Here is a 15,693-nt window from a genome sequence, read left to right on the forward strand (position 1 = left end):
ATGACGCCGGGGGCGGGCTACTGCTTCGCCCATGCGGATCCTGCACACCGCGGACTGGCACCTGGGCCGTTCGCTGCATGGCCAGCCTTTCCTGCCCGAGCAGGAATGGCTGCTGGCCGGCCCCTTCCTGGACATGCTGCGCGACACGCGCCCCGACCTGCTGCTGCTGGCCGGCGATGTCTATGACCGCGCCAACCCGCCCGCCGCGGCGGTGGAGCTGCTGGGCACGGTGCTGGACGCCATCATCCGCGGCCTGGGCATCCCTGTCGCCCTGATCGCCGGCAACCATGACGAGGCCCGCCGCCTGGGCTTCGCCGCCCCGCTGCTGGCCCCGGCCGGGCTGCATATCGCCGGCACCGGCCAGGGTCGTGCCTTCCGCTTCGAGGATCGCCACGGGCCGCTGCAATTGCTGGCCGCCGACTATGCCTCGCCGGAGCAGCTGGCGGGGCATTTCCCGGAAGCCGGCATCACCGACCACGAGGCCGGCTTCGCGGCCGTGATGGGCCATCTGCGCGGGCTGCGCGACCCGGCGGCGCGGGCCATCGTCATGGCGCATGGCTTCGTCCAGGGCGGGCTCGAATCCGACAGCGAGCGGCTGCTGCAGGTGGGCGGCAGCGGCGCCGTCTCGGCCGCCCACCTGGCCGGCTTCGACTATGTGGCGCTGGGCCATCTGCACCGGCCGCAGGCGATGGAGGGCGGCCGCATCCGCTATTCCGGCTCGCCGCTGGCCTATTCCTTCTCCGAGGCCGGGCAGCAGAAATCCGCCACCCTGCTGGAGATCGACGCGACCGGCGCGGTGACGCTGGAAGAAATCCCGCTGCCGGCCCGCCACCCGCTGCGCCTGGTCACCGGCACGCTCGCCGAGGTGCTGGCCACCGCCGAGGCCCCCGGCCGCGAGGACTGGCTGCAGGTCACCCTGACCGACCGTCCCTTCGACGCCATGGCCCGGCTGCGCGAGGCCTTTCCCAATGTGCTCGACCTGCGTTTCCAGTCCCGCGCCGTCGCGGCCTCCTCGCCGCTGACCCGCGCCGGCGCCCGGCACAGCCCGCTGGCGGTGCTGGACGCCTTCTGGCTGGCGGTGCGCGGCGAGGCCCTGCCGGACGCGGCCCGCCCCCCCGCCATCGCCGCCATCGCCGGCGTGGGGGAGGAAGGCTGATGCGCCCGCTCGTCCTGCGCCTCTCGGCCTTCGGCGCCTATGCCGGCACCCAGGAATTCGATTTTTCGGTGCTCGGCCAGCAGCGGCTTTTTCTCATTCACGGCCCGACGGGCGCCGGCAAGACGACGCTGCTGGACGCGATCTGCTTCGCCTTCTTCGGCCAGAGCAGCGGCGAGGAGCGCGAGGCCGCGCATCTGCGCAGCCACCATGCCGAGCCCGGCCAGCCGACCTGGGTCGAGCTCGACTTCGCGCTCGGCGAGGCCCGCTACCGGCTGCGCCGCGCGCCGAAGCAGGAGGCGCCGGGGCGCGGCGGCAAGCTGGTCCAGCGCGGCGGCGAGGCCACGCTGTGGCGCCTGCCGGCGGAGGGCCCGCCGCTGGTCATGGCCGACCAGGTGCCGCGCGTCGCCGAGCAGATCGAGGAGCTGCTGGGCTATCGCGTCGAGGAATTCCGCCAGGTCGTGCTGCTGCCCCAGGGACGCTTCCGCGAATTGCTGACCGCGCCCCCGGGCGACCGCCAGCGGATTCTTGCAAGTCTGTTCCGCACGCATCTCTACGCGCGGCTGGAAGACGCCCTGGCACTGCAGGCGAAGACGGCCCTGGCCACCGCGCAGCAGGCCGAGCAGCACCGCCGCAGCCTGCTGGGCGAGGCCGGCGTCGCCTCGCCGGAGGAGGCCGCCGCCGCGCTGGAGGCGCTGACATCGGAAGCCGATGCCGCCGCGCTCGCCGCGGGCGATGCGGAAAGCAAGGCGACCACCGCCCAGACTGACCTCGAAGCCGGCCGCCGCGCCGCCGAGCGCCATGCCGAGGCGCGCCGGAGCGCCGAGGCGCTGGCCGGCCTGCAGGCGCAATCCGCGGCCATGGCGGAAAAGCAGGACGAAGCCGCGGGCGCCGAGCGCGCTTTGGCCACCGCCCCCGCCGCCGCCACCCTGGCCGCCGCCGGCGAGGCCGCGCAGGACGCCACCGACGCCGCCGCCCGCGCCGCCGCCGCCGAAGCCACCGCCCGCGCCCGCCGCGACAAGGCTGCGCTGGCCCAGGCCGAAGCCCAGCCGCGCCGCGCCGAGGCCGCCACCCTGCGCCAGGGCGTCGCGGCCCTGGCCGAGGCGCAGCGCGCCGCCGATGCGCTCGCCGCGCTGGAGAAGCACGCGGCCGAGGCCGCCGGTCGCCTCTCGGCCGCCGCGACCACCCGCGAGAAGGCGGCACTGGCAGAAACCCGCCAGCGCGAGGCCCGCGCCGCCGCCGAGGCCGCCCAGCAATCCGCCGCCGCTGCCACCCAGCAGCGCCCCGGCCTGCTGGCCACCCGCGACCAGGCCGCCGGCCAGGCGAAGGACGCCGTGGCGCTCGCCGCCCTGGCGCCGGAGATCACCCGCCAGGACGCCGCCCTGGCCCAGGCGGCCGCCGCCGAGGCCACCGCCAGCGCGGCGCTGGCAACAACCCGCGCCGCGCGGCAGCAGGCCGAGCGTGCCGCGCTGGCCGCCGCCGCCGCGCATTGGTCGGCCCGGCTGCGCGACGGCGAGGCCTGCCCGGTTTGCGGCGCGCTCGACCACCCGGCCCCCGCCGCTGCGCCCGAGGGCGAGCTCGCCGACCCCGACACCGCCCGCGCCGCCGAGGATGCCGCGGCGACCGCCCTGGCCGACCGCCAGCGCGCCGTGTCGGTCGCCGAGCAGGCCCTGTCGCGCAGCCGCGACCGCGCCGGCGACCTGCGCCAGCGCCTGCCGGAGGGGCTGGACCCCGCCGCCGCCAGCATCGCCGCCGGCCAGGCCGAGGCCGCCCTGGCCGCTGCCGACGGCATCGCCCAGAAGGCCCCCGCCGCCGCCAGGGCGCTGGCGCAGGCCGAAGCCGCCCTGGCCGCGGCGGTGGCGGACCTGGCCACGGCCGACGCCACCCTGGCCACCGCCACGACCGAGGAGGCGGAAACCCGGCACGAGGCCGCCGCCCGCCGCCGCCAGATCCCCGAGGATGCCCGCGACCCGGCGATCCTCGCCGCGCGGCTGCGCCAGGCCGAGGCCGCCGTCGCCGCCCTGGAAGACAGCATCCGCGCCGCCGAGCGCGAGGATTCCGCCGCCGAGGCCGCGCTGCAGGCCGCGACAGGGGCCGCGCGCGACGCCACCGCCCGCGCCGCCGCCGCCGCCACCCGGCGCGAGGCGGCCCTCGACGCGCTGGAGGAGGCCGCCCGCGCCGCCGGCTTCGCCGATGCCGCCGCCGCCCGCGCCGCGCAGCGCCCGCCGGCGGCGTTGGCGGCGCTGAAGCAGGCGGTCGAGCAGCATGGCCGGGCGCTGCACCAGGCCGAGCTCGCCGCCACCCGCGCCAGCGCCGAGATCGCCGGCCTGGCGCCCCCCGACCTGGCGGCGCTGGCCGCCGCCGAGGCCGCCGCGCGGGAGGCGCTGCGCCAGGCGCGCGACGCCGCCGGGCGCCTGGCCGAGCGCCTGGCCACCACCGCCCGGCGCCTGGCCGGCATCCGTGCCGCTGAAGCGGCGCTGGAGGCCGCCCGCGCCGCGCATCTGCTGGTCAGCGACCTGGCCGAGACCGCCCGCGGCAAGAACGACCGCAAGCTGTCGCTGCAGGGCTTCGTCCTGGCCGGCCTGCTGGACGAGGCGCTGTCGGCGGCCAACCAGCGGCTGCAGGCGATGCTCGGCGGCCGCTTCAGCCTGCGCCGGCGGGAGGAGCCGGGCCGCGCCATCGGCCTCGACATCGAGGTGCTGGACGAATGGACCGGCCAGCCGCGCCCCGCCGCCACCCTGTCCGGCGGCGAGGGGTTCTGCGCCGCGCTCGCCCTCGCCCTGGGCCTGGCCGACACGGTGCAGGCGCATGCCGGCGCCCGGCGGATCGACGCGCTGTTCATCGACGAGGGCTTCGGCACGCTGGACGAGGAAGCGCTGGACAAGGCGATGGACGTGCTGGCCAGCCTGCCCGCCGGCGACCGGCTGGTCGGCATCATCAGCCATGTCGCGGAGCTCCGCGCCCGCATCCCCGCCCGGCTGGAGGTCACCCCCGGCCCGCGCGGCAGCCGCGCCCGCTTCGTCACCGGCTGAATGTTCGCGGCCCGCCACCCCTGGCGGGCCGCCTATGCCGCCACGACCTACCGCGCCGTCCATCGGGGGCGGAAGACCGTGATCCGCCCCGGCCAGCGCGGCCCGGAATGGGCGGGGCAGGGGGCCTTCGTCACCGCCTGGAACCCGGGCTCGGCGCCACGATCGCGTGCCACCAACCACCGCGCCCAGGCCCGGCTGCGCGCCGCCCTCCGCGCCCGGGGCCTGCAGATCGCCGAAGGCTTCGGCCACCCCGACGACGATTATCCCGGCGAGCCGATGCTGCTGGCCTTCCCGCTGCGCCCCGCCTTGGCCGCCCGGATCGGCCGCGCCTTCCGCCAGAACGCTGTCCTCCTGGTCGCGGCCCGGCGCCCGGCGCGGCTGCTCTGGCTGCGATGACGCGCGAATGGCGCAGGATTCATGACGAAGCGATTGCAGGAAGCCGGGCGGGCGGCAATGAATAGCAAGGTCGTAGAGAAGACCTGCCGATGTGCCGTTTCCTCGCCTATCGCGGCGACCCGATCTTCCTGTCGGACATGGTCTGCGCCCCGGCGCATTCGCTGATCCACCAGTCGATGCATGCCGATGAAGGCAAGACCGTCACCAATGGCGACGGCTTCGGCCTCGGCTGGTACGGCGAGCGGGAGGAGCCCGGCCTCTACCGCGAGATCCGCCCGGCCTGGTCGGACGAGAACCTGCGCTCGCTCTGCAGCCAGGTGCGCTCCCGCCTGTTCTTCGCCCATGTGCGGGCCTCCACCGGCACCTCGACCACGCGGGCCAATTGCCACCCCTTCGCCCATGGCAAGCAGCTGTTCATGCACAACGGCCAGGTTGGCGACTACGCCCTGCTGAAGCGCCGGATCGAGGCGCTGATCCCCGACAGCCTCTACGCCCACCGCCAGGGCACCGGCGACACCGAGGCGCTGTTCCTGGCCGCCCTCGCCGAAGGCCTGGCCGAGGACCCGGTCGGCGCCATGGCCCGCACGCTCGGCCGCGTGCTGGGCCTGATGGCCGGGGCCGGCACCCGCCAGCCCCTGCGCTTCGCCGCCGCGCACAGCGACGGCGAGACGCTGACCTGCTTCCGCTGGTCCTCCGACAGCCGGCCGCCCTCGCTCTACTGGCGACAGGGACGCTGCGGTGGCGTGATGGTGGTCTCCGAACCGGTCGACGAACGCGGCGCCGGCTGGCAGCCGATCCCGCCCAACGCCGTCCTGGTGGCGAAGCCGGACGCGGCCGTGGAGATACGGGCGTTCAGCGTCGAAGCATGGGCTTTGGCAGCTTAGGATAGAAACAGGCCAGGGGAATGAATTCCCCTGGACCCCATCTTTTTTCTGTTCACCGGCCGTTTGACCACCAGCGCACGACCACGGGCGACACCCGGGCAGCACGACGGGACGCCATTCACAAAAACAGCGCGCCCTGGCAGGTCGCGCTGTCGATGGGCCGTTTCACGTACTGTCTTCACGTGGACACGGCAGTCTGAAAGAAAAAAGATGGGGGTTCGGGGGAATTCATTCCCCCGACCTGCCAAGTCCTTCTCTTCACATCCCGCCGATATAATTCGGCCCCCCGGCGCCTTCCGGCGTGCACCAGTCGATGTTCTGCGACGGGTCCTTGATGTCGCAGGTTTTGCAATGCACGCAGTTCTGCGCGTTGATCACCAGGCGCGGCTCGCCTTCTTCCATGCCCACCGCCTCATAGACGCCGGCCGGGCAGTAGCGGCTTTCCGGCGCGCGGAAGGTGTCCCAGTTGACGCCTTTCCACTTGTCCGGGTCCTTCAGCTTCAGGTGGGCGGGCTGGTCTTCCTCGTGGTTGGTGTTCGACAGGAACACCGAGGACAGCCGGTCGAAGGTCAGCTTCCCGTCCGGCCGGGGATAGGCGATCTTCTCGCATTGGTCGGCCGGCTTGGTGGCGCTGTAGTCGGCGTGGTGCGCCAGCGTCCAGGGCGCCTTGCCGCGCAACACATAGGTGTCCAGCGCGCCGTTGATCATGCCGCCGACCAGGCCCCACTTCGCGAAGCCCGGGCGGATGTTGCGGCAGGCGGAGAGCTCCTCGTAGACCCAGCTGTTCTTCAGGGCCTCGGGGTAGGCGTCGAGGGTGGGGCTGGACGCTTCCGACTTCAGCGCCTCGGCCAGGGCCTCGGCGGCCAGCATGCCGGACTTCATCGAGGTGTGGGTGCCCTTGATCTTGGGCACGTTCAGGAAGCCCGCCGTGTCGCCGATCAGCGCGCCGCCGGGGAAGACCAGCTTCGGGATCGACTGCAGCCCGCCCTCGTTCAGCGCGCGGGCGCCATAGGCGATGCGCTTGCCGCCTTCCAGGATCTTGCGGATCTCCGGATGGGTCTTCAGCCGCTGCATCTCCTCGAAGGGGGAGAGCCAGGTGTTCTGGTAGTCGAGCCCGACGACGAAGCCGATCGAGACCAGGTTCTCGCCCAGCATGTACATGAAGGAGCCGCCATAGGTGTCGGCCTTCAGCGGCCAGCCGATGCTGTGCCAGATGCGCCCCGGGGTGTGGCGCTCCTTCGGGATCTCCCACAGCTCCTTGATGCCCAGGCCGTAGGTCTGCGGCTGCACGCCGTCGCGCAGGTTGTACAGCGCCTCGAGCTTCTTGGTCAGCGACCCGCGGCAGCCCTCGCCGAACAGGGTGTAGCGGCCGCGCAGCTCCATGCCGGGCTGGTAGTTCGGGCCTTCCTCGCCGCTGCGCTCGATGCCCATGACGCCGGCGACGACGCCCTTGACCACGCCGTCCTCGATGATGGTCTCGGAGGCGGCGAAGCCGGGATAGATCTCGACCCCCATCGCCTCGGCCTTCGCGCCCAGCCAGCGGCAGACATTGCCCAGGCTGACCACGTAATTGCCGTGGTTGTGCATCTGCGGCGGCGTCGGCAGGCGGATCGCGCGGGTCTCGGTCAGGAAGACGAAATGGTCGTCGGCGGCGGGGGTGGCCAGGCCCGGCGGGTCGTCGCGCCAGTCGGGGATCAGCTCGTCCAGCGCCCGCGGCTCCAGCACGGCGCCGGACAGGATATGGGCACCGACCTCGCTGCCTTTCTCGACCACGCAGACCGAGGCGTCCGGGGAGAGCTGCTTCAACCGGATCGCCGCGGCCAGGCCGGCAGGGCCCGCGCCGACGATCAGGACGTCGAATTCCATGCTCTCGCGTTCAGACACCTTGCTGTTCTCCCTTGGTCCCGCTGCATTGCCTTAGCCCGATCGCGGGTTGCGCGGAACCCCGCCGCAGCGCGATATGGCGGGGTATGAACGCCTCCTCCCCCGACCCGAGCGACAGCGCTTTCGCCGCGGCCGAGCTGCTGGCCGCGCTGCGGCTGCAGCTTGACTGGGGCGTCGACGAGGCGCTGGGCGAGGCCCCGATCGACCGGCTGGCGCTGCGCCCCGCCGCCGCCGCCCTGCCGCCGCGGCGCGAGGGGGCGGCGCCGGTGGACGCCGCCGCCTCGGATGCCTTGCCGGCCGAGGCGCCGGCCGCGCGCGCGCCGCTGAAGCGTGCCGCCGCGGTGCTGCCGCTGGCCCGGCCACCGACGCCGGCCGCCGAGGGCGCCGCCGCCATCGCCGCCGGGGTCGACAGCCTGGAGGCGCTGCGCGAGGCCATCGCCGGCATCGATTCGCCGCTGCGCGACACCGCCACCAACCTGGTCTTCGGCGACGGCCACCCGCAGGCCGGGCTGATGTTCGTGGGCGAGGCCCCGGGCGGCGACGAGGACCGGCTGGGCCGCCCCTTCGTCGGCGTCTCCGGCCAGCTGCTGGACCGGATGCTGGCCAGCATCGGGCTGGACCGGACCAATCCGGCGCCGGGCCAGGGCTTCTACATCACCAATATCCTGCCCTGGCGGCCGCCGGGAAACCGCACGCCGACGGACGCCGAGATCACCCAGTTCCTGCCGCTGGTGCTGCGCCATATCGAGCTGGTGAAGCCGCGGCACGTGGTGATGCTGGGCGGCACCTCGGCCAAGGCGCTGCTGCGCGCCAAGGACGGCATCACCCGGCTGCGCGGCCGCTGGCACCGGCTGCCGGCGGGGGGCGCCGAGCTGCCGGCGCTGCCGACGCTGCACCCCGCCTATCTGCTGCGCAATCCGTCTGCGAAGCGCGAGGCCTGGGCCGACCTGCTGCTGTTGCGCCGCAGCATCGACTCGGAAAATGTGAATAACTCGCCGGCAGAATAAACGTTTTTTGATGAAACCTGCGGCGCCAAGCTGCTGGATTTCCTGGGAGACGTCTCATTCAGTGAGATTTGTCCCGACATCAGGCATTGCCCCCCCGCCATTCGGCCGGTAACGCCATCCACGCCATGCGAGCGTTCTGCACCATGGCCCTGCGTCCGCGCATCCTGGCCTTCGGTCTGGGCTGCGCGGCGTCGCTTTGGGGGGGGGCTCAGGTCCCCGCCCAGGCGCAACGGGCCGGAGAGACCGCCCCCCTTGAGCGGGCTATGAGCGTCCCACGCCCCACCCTGTCCGCAGGTGTGGCGGGACTTCCGCAACCACTTGCCCCTTCCGACGCGATGCGGCTGTCCCGCATCTTCGGGCTGCAGGAGCGTGGCGACTTCGCCGCCGCGCAGGCCGAGGCCGAGCGTCTGGAGGACCGGCGGCTGATGGGCCATGTGCTGGCCGATCGCTGGCGCCGGGCCGGCGCGCCGGAACCTTCGGCGCCCGAGCTCTATGCCTGGCTCGCCGAATATGCCGACCACCCGGATGCCGGCTTCCTGCATGCGCTGCTGCGCCGGCGGCTGCCGCGCAACGCGCCGCATCCGCCGGCCCCGCCCGACGAGTTCCTGGCCCCCGAGGCCGAGGCGGTGCCGGAGGAGCGCGAGCCGCCCAACCGCAGCGTCAGCCGGGATGCCCGGCTGGACCGCTCGGTGCGCTCGGCCGCCGGCGACGGCGATGCCGAGGCGGCGCTGTCCGCCGTCAACCGCGGCGCCAGCGGCAGCTATGCCGCGCTGCTGCGGGCCGAGGTGGCGCTCGCCTTGTTCCAGAAGGGCCGCGACGAGGAAGGCTACCGCATCGCCGCCGAGGCGGCCCGCGCCCAGCCGGGCCTGGCCTATCCCGCCTTCGTCGCCGGCCTGTCGGCCTGGGGCATGGGCAAGGCCGACCTGGCCCTGGCCCAGTTCGAGGCGGCGGCGCGGGCCGATAGCGGCGCCCCGGCGCTGCGGGCGGCGGCCGCCTTCTGGACCGCGCGGGCGGCGATCCGCACCCGCCGGCCGCAATTGTACGTGCCCTGGATGCTGCAGGCGGCGCAGGAGCCGCGCGCCTTCTACGGCATGATCGCCCGCCGCATCCTGGGCCTCGCCCCGGGCTTCGCCTGGGAGCGGGAGGTGGCCGGCGAGGCCGAGGGCGCGGCGCTGGCCGAGACCGCCTCCGGCTGGCGGGCGCTGGCCCTGCTGCAGATCGGCCAGCGCGAGCGGGCCGAAGCCGAGCTGCGCCGGCTCTGGCCGGTGGCGCAGGGCAATCCGGGCCTGTCGCGCGCCATGCTGGCGGTGGCGAGCTCCGCCGGCATGACCGAGCTCGCCGCCCAGGTGGCGGCGCTGGCGCAGACCAGCGACGGCCGGCCGCGCGACTATGACCGCTTCCCGCTGCCGCGGCTGGAGCCGCTGACCGGCTTCCGCGTCGACCCGGCCCTGCTCTACGGCCTGGCGCTGCAGGAAAGCCGCTTCGACGCCCGGGCGGTCTCGCCGGCAGGCGCCCGCGGGCTGATGCAGATCATGCCGGCGACGGCGGCCTATATCCTGAAGGAATCGGGGATGCGGGGAAATGCGGCCGGCCGGCTGCACGACCCCTCCTTCTCGATGGAGCTGGCGCAGCGCTACCTGCACCTGCTGACCTCGCGCGAGGTGGTGGACGGCGATCTGATCCGCATGCTGGCCGCCTATAACAACGGCCCCGGCAATGTCGGGCGCTGGGCGCCGAATGTGCGGCACCAGGACGATCCGTTCCTGTTCATCGAATCGATCCCGGTCGGCGAGACCCGGGTCTTCGTGCAGCGGGTGCTGACCTATTCCTGGATCTATGCCAGCCGGCTGGGCCTGCCTTCGCCCAGCCTGGACGCCCTGGCCGCGGGCAATTTCCCGCGCTTCGGCGGCGCCACGCTGGAAGTGGCCGAGCAGCCCGCCCCCCGCGGGCGCTGACCGGAATGGCGCCGGCCGGGGGCGAATTGCACCCCGGCCGTTTCGCCATGCGACACCGGTCACGCATAAGAGTTTTATTCTCTTCTCCTGACGCATCCTGCCAAGAAAGACCGCGGTTGCACTGCCGCGCGGCGCATGCCATCCGGGCCCCGGCGCAGCTTGCGCTGGGCCGCCCGGTCCGGCGCGCCGCGCTGCGCCGCGTTGCCACGCTGCCGCCTCACTCCGACCAGGATGGTCCCCAGGATGGTCCCCAGGATGGTTCACGCCGCGCCCCGCCGGGTCAGCCTCGCCACGCTGATCACCGCCCTCGTGCTGCTGCTGATCTTCGCCGCCGGGGGCTTCGCCGCCTGGCGCGTGCTGGAGGATGGGCGGGAGCAGCGGCAGGCGGTCGATTCCAGCACCCAGACGGTCGCCAGCCTGCTGGAGCTGCGCAACTCCGTCTTCGAGACGGTGGTGATGCGCAACCTCTTCCTCTCCAGCCCCGGCGACACCGCGGCGCGGACCGCCTTCGACGACGCCCTGGCCCTGCTGAAGCAGCGCCAGGCCGCCATGCTGGCCCTGGCCCCGGCGGGCGACCCGCAGGCGCCGGCGGCGGCGGTGCTCAGCCGCGGCCTGGACGGGCTGGCGGCGCGCCTGCTGCAGACCATCCGGCTGTCGGGCGCCGAGATCGACCTGCCGCTGCTGCTGCGCGAGGCGGGGATGGAGCGCGGCCGGCTGGCCGCCGCCATCGACGTGATGATCGGCCGCGAGCGCACCGAGCTCGCCACCTACAACCAGGTCTACCTGATCAAGGTCGAGCAGCTGCGCACCGTCTTCGTGCTGCTGCTGCTGACCGCGGCGACGCTGGCCATCGCCTCGGTCTGGGGGCTGCACCGCCACCTCTCGGCCTCGGCCACCCGCTATGCCGAGCTGGAGGCGGCCAAGCAGGCGGCCGATGCCGCCAATGCCGCCCTGGGCGAGAGCCGCGGCCAGCTGCAGTCGATCCTGGACCATGCCCGCGACCCGATCCTGCTGGTCGATGCCGAGGAGCGGGTGCAGGTCGCCAACCTGGCCGCCTCCGACCAGTTCCAGCTGACCCCCGACGAGCTGGCCGGCAGCCGCATCCGCGCCCTCATCCCCGGCTTCGGCGCCCGCGCCGGCGAGGTGCAGGCGCGGCGTGCCGACGGCACGCTGTTCCCGGCCGAGCTGTCGGTCGGCCAATATGCCGATGGCGGCGCCGTCTGCGTGCTGCGCGACGTCACCGAGCGGCACCGGCTGGACGCGCTGAAAAGCGAGTTCGTCTCCACCGTCAGCCATGAGCTGCGCACGCCGCTGACCTCGATCCGCGCCTCGCTCGGCCTGGTGATGGGCGGCGTGGTCGGCGCCCTGCCGGCCCAGGCGCGCGACCTGCTCGACATCGCCCACAAGAATTCCGAGCGGCTGGTGCTACTGGTCAACGACATCCTCGACATCGAGAAGATCGAGAGCGGGCGCCTCGACTTCCAGCGCGAGCGCAGCTCGGCGCGCCACCTGCTGAACCAGGCGGTCACCGCCAACCGCGCCTATGGCAGCCAGTTCGGCGTCGAGTTCCTGCTGGAGGAGGAAGGCCGGGACGCGCAGATCTATGCCGACGTCCAGCGCATCCAGCAGGTGCTGGCCAACCTGCTGTCCAACGCCGCCAAGTTCTCGCCGCGCGACGGAAAGGTGGTGGTCAGCCTCGCGGTGGACGCCGGCAACGTCACCTTCAGCGTGCGCGACTTCGGCCGCGGCATCCCGGCCGAGTTCCGCGGCCGCATCTTCCAGCGCTTCGCCCAGGCGGACAGCTCGGATGCGCGGCAGAAGGGCGGCACCGGCCTCGGCCTGTCGATCAGCAAGGCGATCATCGAGCACCATGCCGGCGGCATCGGCTTCGAGGATGCCGAGGGCGGCGGCACCCGCTTCTTCTTCTCGCTGCCGCGGCTGGTCGAGCGCAGCGCGCCGCCGCCCTCGGCCAGCGCCGGCGCCGGCGGCCAGCGCCGCCGCGCCCTGGTGGTGGAGGACGACCCCGATGTCGGGCCGCTGCTGCAGCGGATGCTGGACCAGTATGGCTGGGACAGCGAGCTGGCCTGCAACGCGGCGGAGGCGATCGACTGGCTCGACCGCGGCCATTTCGACGCCATGACGCTGGACCTGATGCTGCCGGACGAGGACGGGCTGTCGCTGTTCCGCCGGCTGCGCCGGCGCGAGGATGGCCGCGTGCTTCCGGTGGTGGTGGTCTCGGCCATCGCCGACCAGGGGCGGCGGGCGCTGAACGGCGACGCGGTCGGCGTGGTCGACTGGCTGGACAAGCCGATCGACCCGGCGCGCCTGCGCGCCGCGCTGCGCCAGGCGCTGCGGCACCATGGCGGCCCGGCCACCATCCTGCATGTCGAGGACGATGCCGACATCACCCGCGTCGTCTCCGCCGTGATGGGGGACGCCGCGCAGATGGTGCCGGCCCGCAGCCTCGCCGAGGCGCGCGAGGCCCTGGCCGGGTCGTCGCCCTTCGCGCTGGTCATCATCGATGTCGGCCTGCCCGATGGCAGCGGCCTCGACCTGCTGCAGGATATCCGGGCGCTGGACCCGCCGCCGCCGGTGCTGATCTTCTCGGCCAGCGACATGGATGCGCGCACCACGCGCAGCGTCTCGGCGTCGCTGGTGAAAAGCCGCACCGACAACCGCGCCCTGCAGGGCACCATCCTGAACCTGATCGAGGGCACGCCCGCGGCCCCCGCGACCGAGGCCTGAGCTGCCATGACCGATCTGAACCGCATCCTCTATGTCGAGGACGACGACGATGTCCGCCGCCTGGCCGCGCTGACGCTGCAGGCGGTGGGCGGCTTCACCGTCGAGGCCTGCGCCTCCGGCGCCGAGGCGCTGGAGAAGGTCGGGGCCTTCGCGCCGCAGCTGCTGCTGCTCGACGTCATGATGCCGGGCATGGACGGGCCGACCACGCTGGAGCGGCTGCGGCTGCTGGAGGCGACCAGCGCCACCCCCGCCATCTTCATGACCGCCAAGGTGCAGCCGCAGGAGGTGGCGCGGTATCGCGCGCTGGGCAGCCTCGACGTCATCTCCAAGCCCTTCGACCCGATGAGCCTCTCCGCCCAGGTCCGCGACATCTGGAACCGCCGCGATGGCTGAGCCCGCGCCCGGCGCCGAGCTCGAGATGCGCGACGCGCTGCGCCGGCTGCGCGCCGATGGCGTGCAGCGGCTGGGCGAGCGGGTGCGCGACCTCGAGGCGGCCTGGACCGCGCTTCAGCCGCGCCGGCTGGCCTGGGACCAGGCGGCGCGCGAGGCGGTGGCCGAGCTGGCGGCCTCGGCGCACCGGCTGGCCGGGGCCGGCGGCACCTTCGGCTTCCCGGCGCTGTCGGCGGCCGCCGCGCCGCTGGAGCTGATCCTGCTGGGCCTGCGCGACGAGGCCATCCCCAGCACCGACCATATCCGCCAGGCGACGCTGCTGATCGGTGCCGTCGCCGCCGCCTGGGAAGCCGGGCCCGACGGGCATGACAGCGCTGCCGGCCCCGCCGCCGCGCGCAGCCCGGCCGAGGCCGCCGAGCCCGTCTTCCTGTTCGCCGAGCCGAGCGAACGGGCGATGCTCTCGGCGGTGATCGCCAATCTCGGCTATGCCGTGACCCGGCTGCCGGAGCTGGCCGAGGGCGCCGAGACGCCGCGCATCGCGGCGGCCGTGGTCGACGACGCCGTGCCCGGCGCGCTGGAGCTGTGCCGCCGCCTGGCCGGCCGCGCGCCGCTGGTGCTGCTGGCCGGCGAGAGCACCTTCGAGGCCCGCCTGGCCGCCGCCCGCGCCGGGGTCGAGGCCGTGGTGCCCAAGCCGCTGGAGGTCAACGAGCTGGCCGACTGGCTGGACCATTTCGCCGGCACCCGCGCCGAGGCCGCCGCGTCCATCCTGGTGGTCGACGACGACGCCCTGCTGGCCGAGGCCTATGCCCTGGCGCTGCGCCAGGCGGGGATGCAGGTCACCGCCATCTCCGACCCGGCCCAGGCCATCGCCGCCATCGCCGCGGCGACGCCGGACCTGGTGCTGATGGACATGCAGATGCCCGGCATCGACGGCATCGAGCTGGCCCGCGTCATCCGCCAGACCCGCCGCAACCTGTCGCTGCCGATCCTGTTCCTGTCCGCCGAGCAGGACCCGCAGAAGCAGATGCTGGCCCGCCGCCTGGGCGGCGACGACTTCATCCCGAAGCCGGTCGACCTGGACCGGCTGGTCGACCTGGTGCGGCTGCGCGCCGAGCGCGCCCGCGCGCTGCGCGCCGTGATGGAGACCGACAGCCTGACCGGGCTGCTGAACCACGCCCGCTTCAAGGAGCGGCTGGGGCTGGAGCTGGAGCGGGCGCAGCGCCACGGCATGGCGCTGTCCCTGGTGCTGCTGGACATCGACCATTTCAAGGCGGTCAACGACACCCATGGCCACCTGGTCGGCGACCGGGTGATCCGCGGCCTGTCGCGCAGCCTGCAGAAGCGGCTGCGGCGCACCGACGTGATCGGCCGCTATGGCGGCGAGGAATTCGCCGTGCTGCTGCTGAACACCGCCCCCGAGGCCGCCGCCGAGATCATCGACGGCATCCGCGCCCGCTTCGCCGAGACCCCCTTCGAGACCACCAGCGGCCATTTCTTCTGCCGCTTCAGCGCCGGCGTCGACGGCATCGCCGCCGGGGCGGCGGAGACGACATCGGGCGAGGCCTTGATCTCCGCCGCCGATGCGGCCCTCTATGCCGCGAAGCGCGCCGGCCGCAACCGGGTGACGCTGGCGCCCTGAGGAGTTCACGCCCCATGCCGATCGACGAGTCGCTGCCCTTCCTGCCGGTCTCGATCGCCATCCTGACCGTCTCCGACAGCCGCGACCTGGCCAGCGACAAGTCCGGCGCCATCCTGGCCGAGCGGATCGAGGGCGCCGGCCACCGCCTGCACAGCCGCCAGATCGTCCGCGACGAGGCTAACGCCATCGAGGCGGTGATGCGCGGCTGGATCGCTGATGGCGAGGTCGATGTCGGCATCACCACCGGCGGCACCGGCATCACCGGCCGCGACGTGACGCCCGAGGCCTTCGCCCGCGTGCTGGAGAAAGAGATCACCGGCTTCGGCGAGCTGTTCCGCATGCTGAGCTACCAAAAGATCGGCACCTCGACGATCCAGTCCCGCGCCATCGGCGGCGTGTCGGGCGGGACCTACCTGTTCGCGCTGCCGGGGTCGTCGGGGGCGGTGAAGGACGGCTGGGACGATATCCTGCGCTTCCAGCTCGATGCCCGACACAAGCCGTGCAACCTGGTGGAGCTGATGCCGCGGTTGCAGGAACATCTTCGGTAAGTTCAGGACGAAGGGCAGGCACGCCGCTGGGGGCTCCGCCCCCAGACCCCCGCCGGGGTG

11 protein-coding genes are annotated in these 15,693 nt (G+C 73.6%); 10 read left to right on the forward strand and 1 reads right to left on the reverse strand.

The window, feature by feature from the left end; all coding sequences use genetic code 11:
* Positions 1-31: 31 nt before the first annotated feature.
* The 4 genes from GVN67_RS10395 to GVN67_RS10410 all read left to right on the forward strand — a co-directional run bounded on the left by GVN67_RS10395 (position 32) and on the right by GVN67_RS10410 (position 5,465).
* Entirely contained in the window at positions 32-1,156 is a 1,125-nt protein-coding gene (locus tag GVN67_RS10395) for an exonuclease SbcCD subunit D (protein WP_159995529.1), read from the forward strand.
* Positions 1,156-4,185 carry an AAA family ATPase gene (locus tag GVN67_RS30335; protein WP_159995531.1) on the forward strand — a complete coding sequence of 1,010 codons (3,030 nt, stop codon included), beginning with the start codon at positions 1,156-1,158 and terminating at the stop codon, positions 4,183-4,185. The genes GVN67_RS10395 and GVN67_RS30335 overlap by 1 nt, the downstream gene beginning before the upstream one ends.
* The gene (locus GVN67_RS10405; RefSeq protein ID WP_159995533.1) at positions 4,186-4,581 is read left to right on the forward strand and encodes a DUF3293 domain-containing protein; all 396 of its coding nucleotides are present in this window, start codon (positions 4,186-4,188) and stop codon (positions 4,579-4,581) included.
* Between the two features lie 89 nt (positions 4,582-4,670).
* Entirely contained in the window at positions 4,671-5,465 is a 795-nt protein-coding gene (locus GVN67_RS10410) for a class II glutamine amidotransferase (RefSeq protein WP_159995535.1), read from the forward strand.
* 258 nt (positions 5,466-5,723) lie between these two features.
* On the opposite strand, the gene GVN67_RS10415 is transcribed toward GVN67_RS10410, so the two are convergent.
* The gene (locus tag GVN67_RS10415; protein ID WP_200845217.1) at positions 5,724-7,331 is read right to left on the reverse strand and encodes an electron transfer flavoprotein-ubiquinone oxidoreductase; all 1,608 of its coding nucleotides are present in this window, start codon (positions 7,329-7,331) and stop codon (positions 5,724-5,726) included.
* Positions 7,332-7,435: 104 nt separating this feature from the next.
* Here GVN67_RS10415 and GVN67_RS10420 point away from each other — a divergent pair, with 104 nt between their 5' ends.
* The 6 genes from GVN67_RS10420 (at position 7,436) to moaB (ending at position 15,633) form a co-directional block, all read left to right on the forward strand.
* On the forward strand, positions 7,436-8,356 hold the full coding sequence (locus GVN67_RS10420; RefSeq protein ID WP_159995539.1) for a uracil-DNA glycosylase family protein: 921 nt from the start codon (positions 7,436-7,438) through the stop codon (positions 8,354-8,356).
* A gap of 335 nt (positions 8,357-8,691) precedes the next feature.
* Positions 8,692-10,311, forward strand: a complete 1,620-nt coding sequence (locus GVN67_RS10425) for a lytic transglycosylase domain-containing protein (protein WP_235035224.1) — start codon at positions 8,692-8,694, stop codon at positions 10,309-10,311.
* A 255-nt stretch (positions 10,312-10,566) separates the two neighbouring features.
* Positions 10,567-13,056, forward strand: a complete 2,490-nt coding sequence (locus GVN67_RS10430; protein WP_159995541.1) for a response regulator — start codon at positions 10,567-10,569, stop codon at positions 13,054-13,056.
* 6 nt (positions 13,057-13,062) lie between these two features.
* Positions 13,063-13,449, forward strand: a complete 387-nt coding sequence (locus GVN67_RS10435) for a response regulator (RefSeq protein WP_159995543.1) — start codon at positions 13,063-13,065, stop codon at positions 13,447-13,449.
* Positions 13,442-15,085, forward strand: coding sequence for a diguanylate cyclase (locus tag GVN67_RS10440; protein ID WP_159995545.1), 1,644 nt, complete (start codon positions 13,442-13,444; stop codon positions 15,083-15,085). The genes GVN67_RS10435 and GVN67_RS10440 overlap by 8 nt, the downstream gene beginning before the upstream one ends.
* A 14-nt stretch (positions 15,086-15,099) precedes the next feature.
* A complete protein-coding gene (gene moaB / locus GVN67_RS10445) occupies positions 15,100-15,633 on the forward strand; it encodes a molybdenum cofactor biosynthesis protein B (RefSeq protein WP_159995547.1) in 534 nt (177 codons plus the stop codon).
* Positions 15,634-15,693: the final 60 nt, after the last annotated feature.

It is taken from the genome of Roseomonas sp. 18066 (assembly GCF_902706185.1).
GTDB lineage: Bacteria > Pseudomonadota > Alphaproteobacteria > Acetobacterales > Acetobacteraceae > Pseudoroseomonas.